At 39.7% G+C, this 18,985-nt stretch carries 13 protein-coding genes and 5 pseudogenes; 7 read left to right on the forward strand and 11 right to left on the reverse strand.

Going from position 1 to position 18,985, the window contains the following annotated elements; genetic code table 11:
* Positions 1-8: 8 nt before the first annotated feature.
* Positions 9-392, forward strand: coding sequence for a cell division protein ZapA (locus BTR_RS10705; RefSeq protein ID WP_012232462.1), 384 nt, complete (start codon positions 9-11; stop codon positions 390-392).
* 1,556 nt (positions 393-1,948) lie between these two features.
* On the opposite strand, the pseudogene BTR_RS10710 reads toward BTR_RS10705, so the two are convergent.
* From BTR_RS10710 to BTR_RS10730, 5 genes and pseudogenes are all read right to left on the reverse strand, one after another.
* Positions 1,949-2,252 (reverse strand): annotated as a pseudogene (locus tag BTR_RS10710) (pyruvate kinase alpha/beta domain-containing protein); the annotation flags it as partial.
* A gap of 43 nt (positions 2,253-2,295) precedes the next feature.
* Positions 2,296-2,599, reverse strand: a pseudogene (locus BTR_RS10715) (pyruvate kinase alpha/beta domain-containing protein); the annotation flags it as partial.
* Between the two features lie 43 nt (positions 2,600-2,642).
* Positions 2,643-2,946, reverse strand: a pseudogene (locus BTR_RS10720) (pyruvate kinase alpha/beta domain-containing protein); the annotation flags it as partial.
* A gap of 43 nt (positions 2,947-2,989) precedes the next feature.
* Positions 2,990-4,426 (reverse strand): pyruvate kinase, encoded by a 1,437-nt coding sequence (gene pyk / locus BTR_RS10725; RefSeq protein WP_012232463.1) that lies wholly within the window; start codon positions 4,424-4,426, stop codon positions 2,990-2,992.
* Positions 4,423-4,950, reverse strand: coding sequence for a DUF1036 domain-containing protein (locus tag BTR_RS10730; RefSeq protein ID WP_012232464.1), 528 nt, complete (start codon positions 4,948-4,950; stop codon positions 4,423-4,425). The genes pyk and BTR_RS10730 overlap by 4 nt, the downstream gene beginning before the upstream one ends.
* Before the next feature lie 216 nt (positions 4,951-5,166).
* Here BTR_RS10730 and BTR_RS10735 point away from each other — a divergent pair, with 216 nt between their 5' ends.
* Positions 5,167-5,427, forward strand: coding sequence for a DUF2312 domain-containing protein (locus BTR_RS10735; RefSeq protein WP_005774567.1), 261 nt, complete (start codon positions 5,167-5,169; stop codon positions 5,425-5,427).
* Between the two features lie 553 nt (positions 5,428-5,980).
* Here the strand turns inward: BTR_RS10735 and BTR_RS10740 are convergent.
* The 5 genes and pseudogenes from BTR_RS10740 to BTR_RS10755 form a co-directional block, all read right to left on the reverse strand.
* Positions 5,981-6,543: pseudogene (locus tag BTR_RS10740) on the reverse strand (GNAT family N-acetyltransferase).
* Positions 6,544-6,754: 211 nt separating this feature from the next.
* A pseudogene (locus BTR_RS13590) lies at positions 6,755-6,920 on the reverse strand (Arm DNA-binding domain-containing protein); the annotation flags it as partial.
* Between the two features lie 620 nt (positions 6,921-7,540).
* The gene (locus BTR_RS10745; RefSeq protein WP_012232465.1) at positions 7,541-9,403 is read right to left on the reverse strand and encodes an ABC-F family ATP-binding cassette domain-containing protein; all 1,863 of its coding nucleotides are present in this window, start codon (positions 9,401-9,403) and stop codon (positions 7,541-7,543) included.
* Positions 9,403-9,789, reverse strand: coding sequence for a glycine zipper domain-containing protein (locus BTR_RS10750; RefSeq protein ID WP_012232466.1), 387 nt, complete (start codon positions 9,787-9,789; stop codon positions 9,403-9,405). The genes BTR_RS10745 and BTR_RS10750 overlap by 1 nt, the downstream gene beginning before the upstream one ends.
* 103 nt (positions 9,790-9,892) lie before the next feature.
* Positions 9,893-10,528, reverse strand: coding sequence for a thiamine diphosphokinase (locus BTR_RS10755; RefSeq protein WP_012232467.1), 636 nt, complete (start codon positions 10,526-10,528; stop codon positions 9,893-9,895).
* A 145-nt stretch (positions 10,529-10,673) separates the two neighbouring features.
* On the opposite strand from BTR_RS10755, the gene BTR_RS10760 reads away from it, so the two are divergent.
* Positions 10,674-12,272, forward strand: coding sequence for a M48 family metalloprotease (locus tag BTR_RS10760; RefSeq protein ID WP_012232468.1), 1,599 nt, complete (start codon positions 10,674-10,676; stop codon positions 12,270-12,272).
* Between the two features lie 412 nt (positions 12,273-12,684).
* Here the strand turns inward: BTR_RS10760 and BTR_RS10770 are convergent, their stop codons facing one another.
* Positions 12,685-13,596, reverse strand: coding sequence for an RNA polymerase factor sigma-32 (locus tag BTR_RS10770; RefSeq protein WP_012232469.1), 912 nt, complete (start codon positions 13,594-13,596; stop codon positions 12,685-12,687).
* 593 nt (positions 13,597-14,189) lie between these two features.
* On the opposite strand from BTR_RS10770, the gene BTR_RS10775 reads away from it, so the two are divergent.
* The 4 genes from BTR_RS10775 to BTR_RS10790 all read left to right on the forward strand — a co-directional run bounded on the left by BTR_RS10775 (position 14,190) and on the right by BTR_RS10790 (position 18,254).
* Positions 14,190-15,782 (forward strand): hypothetical protein, encoded by a 1,593-nt coding sequence (locus BTR_RS10775; RefSeq protein WP_012232470.1) that lies wholly within the window; start codon positions 14,190-14,192, stop codon positions 15,780-15,782.
* 21 nt (positions 15,783-15,803) lie between these two features.
* Positions 15,804-16,145: a ferredoxin FdxA gene (gene fdxA, locus BTR_RS10780; RefSeq protein WP_012232471.1), complete on the forward strand. Its 342-nt coding sequence runs from the start codon at positions 15,804-15,806 to the stop codon at positions 16,143-16,145.
* Positions 16,146-16,450: 305 nt separating this feature from the next.
* A complete protein-coding gene (locus BTR_RS10785) occupies positions 16,451-17,035 on the forward strand; it encodes a CarD family transcriptional regulator (protein WP_012232472.1) in 585 nt (194 codons plus the stop codon).
* Positions 17,036-18,092: 1,057 nt separating this feature from the next.
* Positions 18,093-18,254 carry an integrase gene (locus BTR_RS10790; protein WP_081458171.1) on the forward strand — a complete coding sequence of 54 codons (162 nt, stop codon included), beginning with the start codon at positions 18,093-18,095 and terminating at the stop codon, positions 18,252-18,254.
* Positions 18,255-18,985: the final 731 nt, after the last annotated feature.

Genomic DNA, 18,985 nt, shown 5'->3' on the forward strand with positions numbered 1-18,985 from the left:
TTGAATGTATGGAAACCGTTTCCGTTACCATTGATGGTAAAAATTATCGCATGGCTTGTAATAAAGGACAAGAACGTCATCTTATTGCGCTTGCCGCTCAATTGGATCAATATATCACTCATCTAAAGAAAAATTTTGGTGAAATTGGCGATCATCGTTTATCGGTTATGGCTGGCATAATGATTATCGATGAAATGGAAGAAATAAAACGAGAAAATAAAAAGTTACAAGAAGACTACAATGCTCTTTTACGCCTTCACAATGAAAAGGAGCGCACCATGGAAAAAATTATGCGTGACACCACACAACGCATTGAAAATCTCACCAACCAATTACTCAAAGATGATCAATACAGCACAAACATTCAAGAACAAGAACAGGAAGACTTCTAAACGTACATCAGCGCCCTAATAAACTTGCGATTTGATTTGCCTTCCCCTCATAGGATAAAAATTCTTAAAGCCACACCCATAAACAATCTGATTTTTTATCGAGAGGATTCCAGTGACAGATGATGCATAATGAACTTAAGGTCCGATCAAAAAGCCGTACTTCGAATATTTCGCTAACACACAAACACTTCATACATCAAAGAAGGAGCCTTATATGACCACGCTTCCAATAAGGGATCTCGCACAACAAACGACCAAAACCAATATCCCAACGCCAATATCATTCTAAAAAAAATCATATCGATGATTGATCGAACAATGCCTAAAGACCATTGTTTTTACATAAAAGCAACGCACGAAAAGCATATTTTTTAAACACATTCATCCATCACTTTATTCTCATGCCTGACCTTCATGACTTTTTGGGAACACAAATTTGATTCAATTCTATTTTCTCTATTTGCAAAAGTTTCACCCACTCATAAAAGCTTTAAAAAGCTTAAAAGTGAGAAAATTTTTAAAGCTCTCATTCAAACAGCAAAAGAATGAATTTTCATGACCAATGAATATCTCACTCGTAAGAGATTAATAAAGTGATCCCCAATATGCCTCAATGAGATAAAAGAATCTCTCGCATTAAATTCCCCAACGTAAGCACGATATCTTCAAAACGAAAGACAAAACAGAAATTCAACAGACAAAATGACAACATCACCGCATCCCGCCCCAAAACCTGATTCTCAAACACCAAACACCGTTCTTTTTCCATAATGGAAGATCAAAGCAATAATAGAAGCAAGCCGGCACCATCACACACTTTACCACCCCCCAATATTGTGTGGACAGCCCTTGGCACTTAAGGCGGTTCATAAAAGCCATTTTTAGTCCTTTGTTGTACAAATTTTATCCACACACTCATCTCGCTTGTGACATACAAGCGAATAGTTATGATTGATAAAAAATAAACAAATTTAAAACGAGAGAATCTTACGGCATTCAAAGTTTCAACTCAATATAAAGAAGCTCTATGATCATTATAAATCAATATGTTGTAAACAAACCAACAAAGCATCAAGCCAACTTCTTTTGCATAAAAAAGCGCACAAAAACATATTTTAAAAACACATTAACTCATCACTTTTTTCATGACATACCAGCATGAAACTTTTTAGGTATATAATCTTGTTCAATTCTGCTTGGAAAAATTTAAAAATGAGAAAAATTGTAAGGTTCTCATGATCAATAAACAATCTCACTCGTAAGACATCAATAAAGCAAGCCCTAAGATGCCTCAATGAGATAAAAGGAAATCTCCCTATTAAATGCTCCACCATAAAAGCAGCTTTCTCAAAACTAAAAGTAAAATCAACAAATCACATCACCACATCTACTTTTCCCCCATCACCAAACCTAATGCACAAACGAAACGCCGTGCAGTTTCCACAATGGGAGATAAAGCAATAATTGGTCTATTGGGACGTTCACAAGATTTCCGCACCCCCGTTGTTCCTGAAGTCTATTCAAAGACGCATGAAAAAATACCATGCGTAAACAGATCAAATCCCCTTCGTGCCATCTGGAAAAACAGAAGCAATACACAAGAGATTGGTAGCACCTGGTGTTCCAAGGGGAACACCGGCTGTCACAAGAAAACGATCTCCTCCTTGGCAAAAACCTTCCTGAAACGCTATGGCTGCTGCTCGATCAACCATATCCTCTAAATTCTTTGCATCATCGCTCACCACACGAATGAAGCCCCCAAACGAGAGCCAAACGCCGTGCAGTTTCCACAATGGGAGATAAAGCAATAATCGGTCTATTGAGACGTTCACGAGAGGCGCGCACCCCCGTTGTTCCTGAAGTCTATTCAAAGATGCATGAAAAAATACTATGCGTAAACAGATCAAATCCCCTTCGTACCATCTTGAGAAACAGAAGCAATACGCAAGAGATTGGTAGCACCTGGTGTTCCAAGGGGAACACCGGCTGTCACAAGAAAACGATCTCCTCCTTGGCAAAAACCTTCCTGAAACGCTATGGCTGCTGCTCGATCAACCATATCCTCTAAATTCTTTGCATCATCGCTCACCACACGAATGAAGCCCCCAAACGAGAGCCAAACGCCGTGCAGTTTCCACAATGGGAGATAAAGCAATAATTGGTCTATTGGGACGTTCACAAGATTTCCGCACCCCCGTTGTTCCTGAAGTCTATTCAAAGACGCATGAAAAAATACCATGCGTAAACAGATCAAATCCCCTTCGTGCCATCTGGAAAAACAGAAGCAATACACAAGAGATTGGTAGCACCTGGTGTTCCAAGGGGAACACCGGCTGTCACAAGAAAGCGATCTCCTCCTTGGCAAAAACCTTCCTGAAACGCTATGGCTGCTGCTCGATCAACCATATCCTCTAAATTCTTTGCATCATCGCTCACCACACGAATGAAGCCCCCAAACGAGAGCCAAACGCCGTGCAATTTCCACAATGGGAGATAAGGCAATAATTGGTCTATTGGGACGTTCACGAGAGGCGCGCACCCCCGTTGTTCCTGAAGTCTATTCAAAGATGCATGAAAAAATACCATGCGTAAACAGATCAAATCCCCTTCGTGCCATCTGGAGAAACAGAAGCAATACGCAAGAGATTGGTAGCACCTGGTGTTCCAAGGGGAACACCGGCTGTCACAAGAAAGCGATCTCCTCCTTGGCAAAAACCTTCCTGAAACGCTATGGCTGCTGCTCGATCAACCATATCCTCTAAATTCTTTGCATCATCGCTCACCACACAATGAAGCCCCCAAACGAGAGCCAAACGCCGTGCGGTTTCCACAATGGGAGATAAAGCAATAATCGGTCTATTGGGACGTTCACGAGAGGCGCGCACCCCTGTTGTTCCTGAAGCCGTATAGGCAACGATAGCTGCTAACGCAAGTGTTTCAGCAATCTGACGTGCTGCAAGAGAAATCGCATCGGTTCCTGTTGATTCTGGTGCAGGATGTTGTGCTCCAACTTGAGCGGCATAGGTGTGATCTTGTTCAATTTGCCGCGCGATTTTGTCCATCATAAGCACTGCCTCTTCCGGATAACGACCAGAAGCCGATTCAGCCGACAACATCACCGCATCTGTTCCTGAATAAACCGCGGTAGCCACATCTGAGACTTCTGCGCGTGTGGGAACAGGAGATGTGATCATTGATTCGAGCATTTGTGTTGCCACCACAACCGGTTTTCCAGCTAAACGACAAGCTTTTATCAGCTCCATCTGAAGTGCAGGAATCCTTTCCAGAGGCATTTCCACACCGAGATCACCCCGTGCAATCATAATACCATCGGAGATTTCAATAATCTTCTCTATATGCTCCAAGGCTTGAGGCTTTTCTATTTTAGCCATCAAAGACACCTTGCTTTTCGTCAACTGACGCACCGCTATAATATCTTCTGGACGCTGAATAAAAGACAGTGCAACCCAATCAACAGGGTACTGTAACAGAGCCTGAAGATCAGCCTTATCTTTTGAGGTCATCGAATCAAAAGGCAAAACTGTATCAGGAAAACTCACACCTTTTCGATCAGAAATACGGGTTCCAGCAACCACACGACACTGAACAAAATGATCATCACACACTTCAGCGCGCAGTTCCACCCTTCCATCATCAATCAACAACCGATCCCCTGGTTTAAGTGCCGAAAAGACATCCTCATGAGGAAAAAAAACACGCCGTGCATCACCAGCCACATCGCGATGATCTAATGTAAAGCTTTGCCCAACACATAAATCTTCTTGACCTTTTGCAAAATGACCAATACGCAGTTTTGGTCCCTGAAGATCCACCAAAATACCGATGGGCCGTTGAACAATTTTTTCAACCTCCCGTATAGACTTGACCAAATCCCCCATTGTGTCACAATCCGTATGACTCATATTAAGGCGAAAAACATCTGCTCCTGCCCTAAAAAGCTTCTCAATCATTAAACGGGAAAAAGAAGAAGGACCAAGAGTCGCAATAATTTTTACTTTACGGGCACGTTTCACGGTGGAGAACTTCCTGAAAAAGAAGGGACAACTGAATTGTTGAGTAAAGAATCATCCGTTAACTGTACCATCCAACTGGTTTGATTACCGGTGTCGATTTCCTGAAACTCAGCCTTTTGATATCCTCGAGGAAAACAATCATGAACCCCCTGAATGGTAAATTGGCTATCTTGCACACACATGGTTACAGAGCCTGCCCAGTTTCCTTTTTTTTGCGCCCCTTCCGCATAAAAATAATAGAACCGCGAGGCAAGAGGTCCTTCGATTAAGGTTTTACATTCTGTCACGGGAACCACCCACCATCCTTCGCTCACCCACCCTGAAAACGTACGATATCCAAGAGCAATCCCCACAGACTGTTGGGTCGTATTACACACCCTAAAGTCTGCTTTTACACAAACACTAAAGGGAAACAAGAGCAAAATGCTCAAGAGAAAAACCTTTAATCTTGTCTCAAACGCCCAACATTGCTTTTTCAAAATCAAAAAAATTTCTCTATAATGCAAATTCTCAAAACAAACCATACATCTCTTTTTTCAAAAGCTTTTCAAGTTTAAAACATATATTTTTCTTTTTATAGCCCTTTTATCAAGGCATATATTTTAAAAATTTTACAAAATATTTAAAATCAATTTGTAAAAAAACTATGATGCTTGATTGATTTTTTATTTTTCAAGCTTTTCCAACATAAATTCATCGTCGAAAAAACAACTTAAGACATATAATTTGGAGAAAATACAATGAATGATACAGTAACCGACCAAACACACGCTATATCCGTCAACCAATTACGCTCTTTTATCGAACGAATCGAACGACTAGAAGAAGAAAAAAAAACTATTTCTGACGATATCAAAGACGTATACACGGAACTTAAAGGCTCTGGTTTTGACAGCAAAGCGGTTCGAAGCATCATACGGTTGCGTAAAAAAGAAGAGCATGAACGAATGGAAGAAGAAGCAATCATTGAGCTTTATAAAAATGCGCTTGGGATGAATTAACTCTATCGATAGCATTGGGAATTTTCTTACAAAAATGGAAAAAATGAGTGAATGCACAAAAATTCTGCTAACCGTGAGTCGTTTATGCCAAATAACAAAAATTTCATGTAATTTGTGACAAGACGTCTGGTCACAGGATGTGTAAGATTGTAACAGCCCTCGCATTTAAAAGGATTCATGAAAAGCACATTTTTATTCTTGTTCTCTCATCATTTTTATCCACACCAGATCTTCCACTTTTAAGCCAACCCTCCCTGCACGTGTCAGCAAAAGATTTTGATTGCTTCACCCTAAAAACAAGTATGAAATGAGAAAACCTTACGCTATTCAAAACGCTCATTTAAATTGAAATAAATTATGATGATCAATCCATTCATTCTATAAGAAGAAAAACCTTGAAAAGGATCAGCAATTGAAATCCGCTAAACAAGAGTCTGAACTTTTTACAGAGTGGGCTTTTTACAGGAAAAAAGAGGTGTTAAGGATCTTAATCTTTGAGGAGAGGGAAAAACCAGCTTATTGATACATCTGGTAAAAAGACCTTAATAGAGCTTCATTCGAATCTATTGACAGACTCATATCGACCATTCCTTCGAGAGGTTAGAATGTGATCTCTCCATTTTCCAGCAATCATCAAATAATCTTTGGCATAGCCTTCTTTTTCAAAATGAAGGCGTTTTAATAAAAGTCCGCTTTTTATATTCTCTGGTCTATAATTTGCCATCACTCTATGCAGATGATAAACATGAAAGATATGACCTATGAGCGCCGATAAACTTTCAAACATAAGGCCTTTGCCTTGTTGTTTTTCATCAAGAGAAAACCAAGATGACAGGCTTGAAAAACACCACGAACCACGTTTGTAAAGTTCACAACACCAATGATTGTGTTTTCATTTTTTAATCGTACGGCATATCGGTATGCTTGTCCTTGTGCGCTTTCATAAGCAAATGCATTGGCTCGTGTTTCCCAAGCTGTTAGGCTGTGGTAATCATCAGATCTTAACGGTTCCCATAGACGCAGATGATTCGCATTACGTGAGAAATAAGAAGACAGTTCAACGGCATCTTCTAAACCGATCAATGTGGAATTTGTTCGCTTTGTGTTTATTGCCATCATTTTCCCCTCCCATAAACATTCCAATAACACGTTAATTTATCGTGACAAATCATTATGTTAAACTTAAATCATAACGGTGAATACAGTAAGCTTTTCTCACCACAATGCTTATCACATTGAGAATCAATAAGGATCATTTTCTTTTTCATCATAAGCAAGATTGATGTATTTTAATAGGGGCACGACCTTCACGTAAAACAGAGCGTCATTGGTTTGCCAATTCACGGGCTTGTTTTAAAGAGACATCTCTCAAAGAGCACCCAAACCCATTTCACGGCGCCGACCATGAAGGGTATAACGATAAAGCCCCCATGAAATAATATAGCACCACCATCTTTACACTTATGAAGTAGCAAGCCAGCACTATCACACACTTTGCCAACTCGTCGGTGTTACGACAGCTCTTGGCACTTGAAAGCGTTCATAAGAGCCATTTTTTAATCCTTTCTTGTATAAATTTTACCCACACACCAGCCCCGCTTGTGACGTGCAAGCAAGTGATTTTGATTGTTTCAAGATAAACAGCTTTGAAATGAGAGAATGTTACGATATTCGAGGTTCTAACTCAATATGAATAACGATAAATTGTTATTATAAATCAACATCTTGTCTAAAGAGCAAGGTATAAAGATAAGGAAAGACTTCTTATGAATGCGCTTAAGGACTAAAAGCTATAGAAACATTGGAGTCTGACAAAATCTGTGACGAGGCGAGCATACTTCCATAGATGAAATTGCGACAAAACGCACCGCTACAATCGTTTTTTCTTTATCAAGAATTGTGCAAAAAAGCCAAATATAAAAATATAAATAGCAAAGTGAGAGCTTCAATAATCCGTTCACCAGTGCCATAATTTTTAGCCGCAGTCAAAAGTATGGTGTCAAAATCTGCTCTTTATAAATTTAATGGCGTATCACTCTTCAATACCCCCAAGTGTTCTACATAAAGCAATAATACCATACGAATCAAAATGCTTAGATATTAAGCTAAAACATTAACGTGAACATGCTTCCATTTCTTCGCGTAAAATTTCAAGTTCTAGCCATTCTTCTTGCTTTTGTGTGCAAGTATTTTTCTTTTTTTCCAATGCCGTTGATAAACGTTCAAAGCGTTCTTTATCACGACGATAAAGAGCTGGATCAGAAAGCTCTTGTTCAATTTTTTTTATTTCATTTTGCAAAACAGCGATTTCTTCAGGCAATTTTTCCAATGCATAAACCTGCTTATAAGACAGTCTTCTTGGTGTTTTTTTCTCCCGTGCTATCAAGCTAGGATCTGTTGATGAGATCTGTTTTGAAAACGCTCCCGCATGAGGTTTTGAAGATGCTTTACGGTGCGATAATTCTATTTCTTTGCGTTGTAAGCGGAGAGCCTGCTTATTTTGCGCCATCATATCACTATAGCCGCCCGCATACAAAACCCAATGACCATCGCCCTCTGGTGCCAACATATGGGTTACAGTACGATCTAAAAAGTCTCTGTCATGGCTAACCAACAACACTGTTCCTGCAAAATCAGCAATAAATTCTTGCAACAAATCCAAAGTTTCCATATCCAAATCATTGGTCGGTTCATCAAGAATCAAAAAGTTTGCAGGACGCGAAAGAAGACGTGCAAGCATGAGACGTGCTCTTTCTCCCCCTGAAAATTCTTTAAGGGGAGTGCGTGCTTGTTCCGGCAAAAATAAAAAGTCTTTCATATAAGAAACCACATGCCGTTCCTGTCCATTGATCACAAGAGTATCGCCCCTTCCCCCCGTGAGATAATGCGCCAAAGTTTCTTCTTCATTGACAATACGTTGCTGATCAAGCAATGCCATGGAGAGGTTATAGCCATGCCTTACCGTTCCACTATCCACGGCTTCTTTCCCAATCAATACGGAAAGGAGCGTTGTCTTTCCAATACCATTGGGCCCTACCAAACCGATTCGAGCACCCCGCTGAATACGTAAAGAGAAATCTTTCACAATAACGCGCTCACCATAAGATTTTGAAATTTTCTTTGCTTCAAGCACCAGTTGACCAGAATCATGACTTTTAGCAGCGCTCAAAAGTGCACTTCCCGGCTGTCCTTTATAAGTTTGATGACGTTGTCTTAAGTCTTTTAATTCGCTCAAACGCCGTACATTACGCTTACGCCGTGCACTGATACCATAACGCAACCATTGCTCTTCACGGGCAATTTGGCGCCCCAATTTATGCTGCTCGATGGCTTCTTCTTGCAACGCTTTATCACGCCAACTCTCAAATTCTGAAAAACGCTTTTCTAGCCTTTTGGTTGTGCCACGATCAAGCCATACCGTTGAACGCGTGACATTTTCTAAAAATCGTCGATCATGAGAAATCACCACAATCGCCGAACGCAAAGAAGACAAAACTCCTTCCAACCATTCAATGGTTGGTAAATCAAGATGATTGGTTGGTTCATCTAAGAACAAAATATCCGGCTTTGCTGCAATGGCGCGTAACAATGAAACACGCCTCTTTTCACCCCCTGAAAGCGTTTCTAATTTTTCACCCCCCGAAAACCCTAAATTTGTGCGAAGCGTATTGATCCATTGGACATCAGATGTCTCGTCCAACTCCGCTTCCATATAAGCGTTAATATCTTCAAAACCTAAACAATCCGGATTTTGAGAAACATAACGGAGTGTTACCCGAGGGTGGCGAAAAATTTCGCCACCATGAGGCTCTAATATTCCTGCGGCAATTTTTAACAAGGTCGATTTTCCACAACCATTCCGGCCTACTAACGCAATACGCGCCCCCTGCTCAACCGATAAACATGCTTGGTTGAGCAAAGGCGTTGTCCCAAAGGTTAGGAAAATGCGGTCAAGCCGCAGTAATGGCACCGCCATTAACGAACGCGGCGCGGACAAGGTGCTTTATACATCACCCCTCTTGCATCACGGTAAGTACATAATTGTTGTACTGGAACTCTTTGCGCACAAGGTGCTTGGTAAACATGTCCTCTACGCCCGCGATACGTACACAATTGTGATGCCTGTTTTTGTTGTCTTCTTTGATTTACAGCCTCACCTGTTACTGTTCCAGCCAAAGCACCAAATGCTGCACCGGTAAGCGCTGCTCCAGCAGTGCTTCCACCAATAGCAGTTCCAGCCAAAGCACCAATTGCTGCTCCGCCCACACCGTAACGTGCAACACGTTCATCATTTGTCGTACAAGCCACCGAACTGAAACCAATCGCAGAAACAACAGCCACTTTAAAAATTGACTTTAACATATCAAAACCTTTCCTTCTCAAGATCAATACATAATATATCGTTTATGTCGGTACTTAATCACGAGGCCCCCCCCTGCCTTATTCAAAATATATTGGAAGAGCTTTATGGAATAGGCACAGACGCTAACAATATAGCTTTTCCAGAACCTAAATGGCAAGAAAAGGTTCCACAAATACGGTTAGAAAGTGTTAAAGAAGAGCCAAATGACACATTTTTATCACAGATTGGCCATTTTACTCCTTTAAGCGTCAAGCCCTTTAAATCAGAAAAACCGATCAAACTAAACAAACATCCTTTAGGTAAATCATATGATGCAAGCTTTGGCAAAACGGGCCAACCTTCTTCCAAACCGCTTGTCAACAACACTGAAATACCTTTTTCAGCCATCATCAACGCTTGCGTCATATGAGAAAGGCTATGGTCACTTCGCTCTCCTCCCAAAGCTCCGCACAAAATAAGCTTTTTTGCACCATTTTGTAGCGCTCTTTCACAAGCCAAAGCACTATCTGTCATATCTTTATCAGAGGGAAAAACCTCACGCGAAATATGGTTATATTTGTCTATCAAAGTCTGATCAGACGAATCAAAATCCCCTAACCATAACTCAGGCTTCACATTAAGCGCAGCTGCATGACGCATACCACCATCCGCGGCAATCACCCGACTGTTTTGAATTTGATTTAGCAAACGATCAGTGATAGAAAGATCTCCATTTAACAATATCGTAAATGTTGTCATGCCATACTTTGCCTTTCACAATTTTTTTCTCTAGCATCTCTTTATCAATGAGAGCCCTTTTTTATAAATAAAAACCGTAATATAGCCAAACGAATCCTTATCCCTAAAGCTTCTTCTAAAAAACACACACAATACAAAGATATCCATGAAATTTGCCAAACTACACCGGAGAGATGACCTGCACTGCAATCCAAATCCAACACACGCCATTGCTCAACGAAATTTTCTTTTTCGCTCTCTCCCTTATAAAGTAACTTTCATCAGTTTCATGCTTCTCCTTTCAGCTTGTCATACGCACCTTTCTCAAAATGATAGGCTCTCTTCCAGTTCTTCTGAAACAACCAAGCATACCAACAATCACAATATCTATGTCACATTAAGCGCTCTGCAACACCCCCGTATTTTGCAAATGTATGGTGGCGTCTATCATAATGCAAAACTTGAACGCTTTTTAGCAAAAATTATCCGTAAACTAACAATCGCATCCCACCATCTTCATCAAAGCTATTTTATAACAATTTTAAACTCAGAAAGTGTCAATGCATTTGCACTCCCCAATGGTTCGATCTACATCACCCGTGGTATGCTGGCACTCGCCAATGATTCTTCAGAAGTTGCTGCAATTTTAGCTCATGAGATGGCACATATCAGAGCCAATCATGGCATTTTGCGTCTGCAAAAAGAAGCCCAATTGAAGATGGCAAATCATATGTCTCCACATCTTCTTTCTTCTATGAACAAAAAACTTCACCCTCCCTTAAAAAACAAGCAACAACTTGCACAATTTTCCCGCAATCAAGAGCTGGAAGCTGATTCCCTTGCACTCGAAATGCTTCAACAAGCAGGATATGATTCATTTGCTTTACCGCGCTTTCTTCAAACAATGGAAGCCTATAGTCATCTTCAGAATATTTCTGGCACCCAAAATGCTCCCTTAGACTTTCTGACCTCTCACCCGACCACTCCTCAACGCATTCGGCTTGCAATAGAAAAAGCACGTAAAATCAGTAAAGATAATCATAAAATCATTGATCGTGATTCTTTTTTCACAAGCATTGATGGCATGACTTTTGGAGGAAGCTTTGATACAGGTTTTTTACGAGGCAACCAATTTATTCACCCACAATGGCGCATTGCTTTTTCTGTTCCCAACAATTTTACAATAGAACATTCAGCACAAACAGTTTGGGCCAGCGGACCAGATAAAATTGCGATTCGTTTTGATGTTGTTCCTCATCCTGCTGGAATATCTGTAAGTGATTATTTGAAAAGCGGGTGGATTATCGGTCTAGACTCATCCTCTATCCGCCCCCTCACAATTCAAGGGCTCCCCAATCAAGAATTTACGCGTCCAGGCTTCACTCATCAAGGATACCTAGGCCAAAGTTTACTTGGAGCGCAAGCTCGTGCAACCCATGAACAATGGCAATTTGATGTTGTTGTCATTCTGTTCAATAATTATATTTTTCGTTTTCTGACAGCCGCCCCCTATAATTCTCCAAATTTTGCAGAGATTGCCCAAAAAACGGTCCAAAGCTTTCACCCTCTCTCAACTTCACAGTTAAAAAAATTGAAACCCTTAAAAATCCGTGTTGTCCGCGTTAAACAAGGAGAAAATATTGCAAACCTTGCCAATAAAATGCAACACACACCAGACAAAGAAAAACTCTTTCGTATCCTCAACGCCCTCTCACCAACTCAAGCTTTAAGCGCCGGTACAAAAGTGAAAATTATCACCGAATAAGGCTCCTTTTTCATCTGCTATAGTCTTAATTCTTGTCTGTCTGTATCACACCTTACCCCAAGCACATACACAAATGAAGCTGGTACCCTCAAAACCAGCTTCATCATGCCCCACACCCCCGCATCTGTAATATTCTCCTTCCCTCTAAAAAGCCTTATCACGGCTTATATATCGTGAAGATCTTCTGAATGAACGGTAAGGAGAGCAGAACATTATTTCTGCACAGAATCTCTCCTAAGACCTTCTCAGACGAGCCTCCCCCTCCAATCTTCTTTTGCTCATAAAACTGCTCGATGAACCAGTAAAGAAGCGTATTGCTTGATAAAGCTGGTCCCCTCAAAACCAGCTTCATCATGCCCCACACCCCCGCACCTGTAATATTCTCCTTCCCTCTAAAAAGCCTTATCACGGCTTATATATCATAAGCATCTTCTGAATGAACGGTAAGGAGAGCAGAACGCAATTTTTGCAAAGCCCGTGCTTCAATTTGGCGCACACGCTCTTTCGAAATTCCTAATTTTTCACCCAAGACTTCTAAAGTAGCCCCCTCTTCATTGAGGCGACGAAAGCGAATAATTTCCAACTCTCGTTCGTTGAGAATTTGCAACGCATCGTAAAGCCATTGCGTACGCCGTTGACCATCAATCACTTGCTCAATTAAAGCGTCAGGAAGAGGGCTCTCATCGACCAAAACATCCATCTTTGCAACGGGACTATCACTGTTCTCAGAAACAGAAACGCTTAAGGAATTATCAGAACTGGAAAAACGAAAATCCATTGTTTCAACATCGCGTACGGAAACACCGAGTTTTTCAGCAATTGTACGAAAAATATCCTGTTTTGACAAAGCACTATCATCTTGCACCAATTTTGCGCGCAAACGCCGCAGATTAAAGAAAAGTGCTTTTTGCGAAGAACTGGTTCCTCCACGAACGATTGACCAGTTTCGCAAAATATAATCTTGAATAGAAGCGCGTATCCACCACGTTGCATAAGTCGAAAAACGCACTTCCCGATCAGGTTCAAAACGTGCTGCGGCTTCCAACAGTCCCACATACCCTTCTTGTACCAAATCCCCTAAAGGCATTTTGAAACGCTTAAAGCGGTTCGCAATAGCAATCACCAAACGCATATGAGCCGCTGCAATTTGATGCATCGCATCATCATCGCGTTTATCTTTCCATCGCAGAGCCAAATCATGCTCTTTTTGTCGTTCAAGATAAGGTGCTTTCATAGCAGAACGCATCATATTACGTCCTAAGCTTTTGTCTGCATCGCTATAATTTTTGCTGCTTTTATAAACAGCATTTGAAAGATTACCCATAATAACCCCTTGCGATTAAAATTATCAAAATTGATTTGGCAACGACATCATTGTTCTTTCTTAAAAAAGAACGCAAAAGTTGTTCACTTTTGTTTCACTACTTTAGCGTGTAATTTTATAATCGCAATTGTTTTTTTCATCATCATGGTAAAACTTCTTGTCATAAGACATAATTTCACCTGTAAAATGCCCCCACATATGCCTTTTAGCCTATGAAATATTTGAAAAAATTTTCTCTTCACTTTTCATGGCAAAACAGCAAAAAAAATAAAATGATCAGACAAAATACATGCTGCTTTTTTGATGATCGATTCCGTTTCCTTTTAAATTTAGAGAATCTATTTATGCTTTCAGCTTTACATTACAACTAATCAGCCTTACATTACAACTAATAAGTGTAATATACAAATATAAAACATCCCAACTGAATGAAAACTGAATAAAAGAGAAGCATCTAAGTTTTAAAGGCGCAAAAAGAACCATCAAAAAACGACAAGAGTGATTGAAGCAAGCGCAACAAACGTGTTAAAGAAAGAGCAGCATTATGGAGTTGTCGCAAAAGGCTTTTTACCAGTATCGCACTGAGAAAGAAAATGATCATGGATAGCAAGATTGTTCAACAGAATGAGATTCTTCAGGATGATATTCTCATTGAAAAACACGGAAGGGGTAAATTTGAAGGTTTTCGTTTTTATGCGAACAAAAACAATACCGATCAAACAACTGAGGAGCAATGCTCAATAGAGAATGAACATTTGATTCTTGCGTTTTCCAAACGTGCAATACGTTTTTGTGCTTGCGCAAATGGTGATTTTACCCTTAGTTCTGATGGTATTGTGCGCTGGATTGGTCAACCTGTAGGGCAACTTGTTGCCACAGAAGATTTTTTCAAACCCAAATTAATTGTCTTAGCAGACTCACAACTCATCGGAGAATCCCGCGATAACGTCGTGAAACGGTTAGAGCGCTTTGTAACCTTTCATTTTGAAACGGCTTTAAAGCCCCTATTTGATTTACGCAATGCTGATAATTTAACAGATTCAACCAACAGTCTTGCCTTACAACTGATTAACTCTTTAGGGGTCATACCCCGCCGCGAAGTTTTAGACCTTGTCAAAAACCTTGCGCAAGAATCACGTGCCATTCTTCGACGTCTAGGTATACGTTTTGGCGCTTTTCATATCTACGTTGCAGGAATGCTTAAACCTGTTCCGGTTCAAGCCATTACCCTTTTGTGGAACCTTCAAAATGCAGGACAAAACCAAACGGGTTTGGCTGAAATTTTTACAGCGTTATCGGCTGGTCGAACCTCTTTAAGTGTTGACCCTACCTATAACCGTCAATTTTATCAATTAGCCGGTTATCGAATCTTAGGACAACGTGCCGTGCGAATTGATATTTTAGAACGTCTTGCCAATCTCATTCGCCCTGCCCTCCATTGGAAGCAAGGAAGTGATCCCAAACCCGATGGAGCCTATGACGGCAAAAGTTTTTTTGTAACCCCAGCCATGATGTCCATTCTTGGAGCCAATGGAAATGATATGGAAGAAATTCTCAAAGGACTTGGCTACCAATCACACAGTATAAGCAATACTGTTTTTGAACAAAATCTCCTTGCACACAAAGCCTCTTCCCTTATCAATGGGACAACACAAGAAGTTCCAGCAGCAGAATGCGTTGGCAGTCTATGGCAAACAATCAATACACCCAAAACAGCACAAGAAGAACAAAATACCTCATCTCTGAATATTTTATCCTCATCCTCTCGTATTGAAAAACACTCCCATAACACCAATCATTTACCAGCAGCTGAACCTGTTGGAAATTTTGCCAAAGCTACTCCCCCTAAAGCAGAAGATAAAGTCGTTTTATTATGGTACTATAAGCATCAACTTCACCACCACTCACAAAAAAGACGTGATAAATCTGGACATAAATGGAAAAATAGACCGAAGAGTGCTGTACAAAAAGAGGGCAATGCGAATGGAAATTTCCCTCAAGAAGCACCATCACAAACAAAACGTTCTCATAAGTTCCATAAATCCCAAGACAAACGCGCAAATTATAAACCTTTTCAAAAAGAAAAGCGTTTTAACCCTGATTCACCTTTTGCGAAATTAGCTGTGCTACGCGATCAACTCTCCCATCATAAAAACACGCACACACTTTCCTCTAAAGAGCATTAAAATAACAAATGGAGTTTGATCTTGACCCACGTAGTAACCGACAACTGCATTCACTGCAAATATACGGATTGCGTTGAAGTTTGTCCTGTCGATTGTTTTTATGAAGGTGAAAATATGTTGGTCATTCATCCTGATGAATGCATCGACTGTGGTGTTTGTGTGCCAGAATGCCCAGCAGAAGCCATTGTACCTGATACAGAACCAGGACTAGAAAAGTGGTTAGAACTTAATCTTCATTATGCAAACAAATGGCCCAATTTAACCACAAAAAAAGACCCTTTACCTCAAGCAAAAGAAATGGATGGCGTTCCAAATAAACTAGAAAAGTATTTTTCAGAAAATCCAGGAAGTGGAGAAGAGTAATGATACAATGTATAATTCCCTTCTTCAACAATTGAAAGACTTCTCTTGTAAAAATAAAAAAAATCCTTAAGCGAAATGATTGATTCTTTTGAATTTTGATGTTAGTGTTATTCTAACATGATCATCTTTCTAAGTATTTTTCTTCGCTTTTTTAGTAAAGCAATGTATTTTTTTGGGATTTAAAAGTACTCGGCTTTTATGCTCACTTAATTGGTACAATATACTTGGTTAAAGAAAACTCAACCCTCAGGTTTATAACCTGTTTTCCGATGCATTTGTTGATCATAAGGGAGTAAACTAAAATTATGGCATCCCAACATGGAACGTCCTCCAAGACTAAAGAATTTGCAACCTCTGAATATATTGTCTATCCCACGCATGGAGTGGGACAAATTATAGCGATTGAAGATCAAGAAGTTGCAGGACATAAATTAAAACTTTTTGTCATTCATTTTGCGAAAGATAAAATGGATGTCAAAGTCCCCATTGCAAAAGCCCTTTCCGTTGGAATGCGTAAATTATCTGCTGGTGATTCCGTCGAACGCGCTTTAAAAGTCTTACGCGGAAAAGCACGTGTGAAACGAACCATGTGGTCACGCCGTGCACAAGAATATGATGCTAAAATCAACTCCGGGGATCTTATTTGTATCGCTGAAGTGGTCCGTGATCTTTTTCGCTCTAACCTACAGCCTGAACAATCATACTCTGAGCGTCAACTTTATACCGCTGCTCTTGAAAGAATGGCGCGTGAAATTGCGGTTATCAATAGCCTTTCTGAAACAGAAGCGATTAATCTTATAGAGATGCATCTCTCCAACAAGCCGAAACGCGAATTTAAAACTGAGAGAGAAGAAACCGTTGAAAACAGCAAAGCTGTTTACGCTGCATAATATATTCTTTCATAACAATAAGATATTTTGATAAAACCAGCTTTTTGCTGGTTTTATTTTTTTATCATCCTCTGCACTCTCAAGGATAGAGTTTTTAACCAGCGCCGATAAAAATCTAGCTTTTCGACAAATTCCACCCGCCACCGCTTCATGCGCTTTACTTCACAGCCAGCACATTGATGAATCATCATGATACATCATTTTTATATTCAATCTAAATCTAAATACAGGAAGATTCTCTCACATCAAATCATTAAAATGACCTCCTTACACGTCATATGCAATTCAAGATATTGATTTATAAAGATAGTTTATCATTTTTTCATATTGAACGAAAACCTCGAATATCATAGGATTCTTTCATTTCCAACCTATTCTACGTTGAATCAATCAAAAACGCTTGCTTACCCACAACAAGCGGAAAAATCATGTGAGTAAAAGCTTTACAAAAAAGGCATACCTCTTATGAACCGTTTCAACAACCCTTGACTCGTGAAACATTGAGAGCGAGCAAAGTCTATGACGGTGCTCATTCTACACCTTTATGAAACCTAAAGTAGGATAAATGAATTTTATCTTATTTCATGGGGCTTTATCATTATACCCTTCACGAAGCCCCATCACGAAATGGACTGAAAACCATATTGAGAAGGGTTTAAAAAAATACGTGAATGTACAACACAATTATATTCTGGGGCGTTTTATTTTTCATGATGCTCATGATCCCATAAAAGAACGATAAAAAAGCATAATCTCCATTCTTTAAAAGACATTGCCGTCGATGCTTTTGAAAACCGTAAAGCTGAATTAAACATGAAAGCTGGTTTGCACCTTTACAGCCTTTATATTCTTCGCAAATGAGACATCCTTCCTGTTTTATAAATTCAACTAATTGATTTATAATGATAATTTAGCGTTATTCATATTGAATTACCCCCGAATAACGTATGATTCACTCACTTCAAACCTGTTTATATTGAATCAATTAAAATCACTTGTTTACATGTCATAAGCGAGGCTGGCGTGTGGGTAAAATTTGTATAATAAAGGACTAAAAATGGATCTTATGAACGCTCTCAAGTGCCAAGAGCTGCCGCAACACCCACGAGCTGGCAAATATAATGACGGTGCTGGCTTGTTACTTCATAAACGTAAAGATGGTAGTGCTATATTATTTCATGGGGGCTTTATCGTTTACCATTCACAGGCACCACCGTGAAATCGGATTGGGTGTTCTTTGAGAGATGTCTCTTGAAAACACAAACAGAAATACACAAATACCCCGGCCCCGATTTAGCATACAAAAGCTAATACAGCAGCCCTTATCCGTTTCAATCTTTATCTCACGCTTGCCACCTTTTTCTCACACATAACTACAGCGTTAGAACTGGATGCTGATTTACAAGCAATAGAAAAAGTACACGTTCTCTGAGGAAAACAACGTCATAAGGTTACAACCCTACCAGCAATGAATGAGAGAGATATTCTAGCTTTTGATCAAATACTCTGTAAAAAACAATGATACAATTGGCTTTTCGTGTGCTTATCGTAACAAACGTTCGTCCATATCCTTTGTGCCATAGGCATAAGGTCAAATTGATCGTGCTATCTGAACAGATCTTAGCTCAAAAATACGAAAAAAAAGCATAATTCTCATAAAAATTTCATTCGCCTTTATCATCGATAAACACTAAAGGCTATTAAACAACCCCCTACTGTCTTACAATAGTTTTCTTTTTTCTTCTTATAAGGGACCAACAACCATTAAGCCCTCAATGTTTTAATACCCCTTACATTTAAGACTATCCATTATAGGTATTTTTCTTATACACTTTTTACCTATATGCTATCCTCGTTTATAACGTGTAAGCAAATAGTTGTCATTGATTCAGCATGGAACAAATTTGAAATGAAAAAATCGAAGCCTTTCATTTAAGACGCAAAACAATA

The organism is Bartonella tribocorum CIP 105476, assembly GCF_000196435.1.
Classification (GTDB): Bacteria; Pseudomonadota; Alphaproteobacteria; order Rhizobiales; family Rhizobiaceae; genus Bartonella; species Bartonella tribocorum.

What these genes read in the sequence shown, in the direction of transcription:
- BTR_RS10705 (WP_012232462.1), top strand. Translation starts at nt 9, where the DNA reads ATGGAAACCGTTTCCGTTACCATTGATGGTAAAAATTATCGCATGGCT.
- BTR_RS10730 (WP_012232464.1), bottom strand. Translation starts at nt 4,950, where the DNA reads ATGGTTTGTTTTGAGAATTTGCATTATAGAGAAATTTTTTTGATTTTG.
- BTR_RS10735 (WP_005774567.1), top strand. Translation starts at nt 5,167, where the DNA reads ATGAATGATACAGTAACCGACCAAACACACGCTATATCCGTCAACCAA.
- BTR_RS10745 (WP_012232465.1), bottom strand. Translation starts at nt 9,403, where the DNA reads ATGGCGGTGCCATTACTGCGGCTTGACCGCATTTTCCTAACCTTTGGG.
- BTR_RS10750 (WP_012232466.1), bottom strand. Translation starts at nt 9,789, where the DNA reads ATGTTAAAGTCAATTTTTAAAGTGGCTGTTGTTTCTGCGATTGGTTTC.
- BTR_RS10755 (WP_012232467.1), bottom strand. Translation starts at nt 10,528, where the DNA reads ATGACAACATTTACGATATTGTTAAATGGAGATCTTTCTATCACTGAT.
- BTR_RS10760 (WP_012232468.1), top strand. Translation starts at nt 10,674, where the DNA reads ATGAAATTTGCCAAACTACACCGGAGAGATGACCTGCACTGCAATCCA.
- BTR_RS10770 (WP_012232469.1), bottom strand. Translation starts at nt 13,596, where the DNA reads ATGGGTAATCTTTCAAATGCTGTTTATAAAAGCAGCAAAAATTATAGC.
- BTR_RS10775 (WP_012232470.1), top strand. Translation starts at nt 14,190, where the DNA reads ATGATCATGGATAGCAAGATTGTTCAACAGAATGAGATTCTTCAGGAT.
- BTR_RS10785 (WP_012232472.1), top strand. Translation starts at nt 16,451, where the DNA reads ATGGCATCCCAACATGGAACGTCCTCCAAGACTAAAGAATTTGCAACC.
- BTR_RS10790 (WP_081458171.1), top strand. Translation starts at nt 18,093, where the DNA reads ATGGATCTTATGAACGCTCTCAAGTGCCAAGAGCTGCCGCAACACCCA.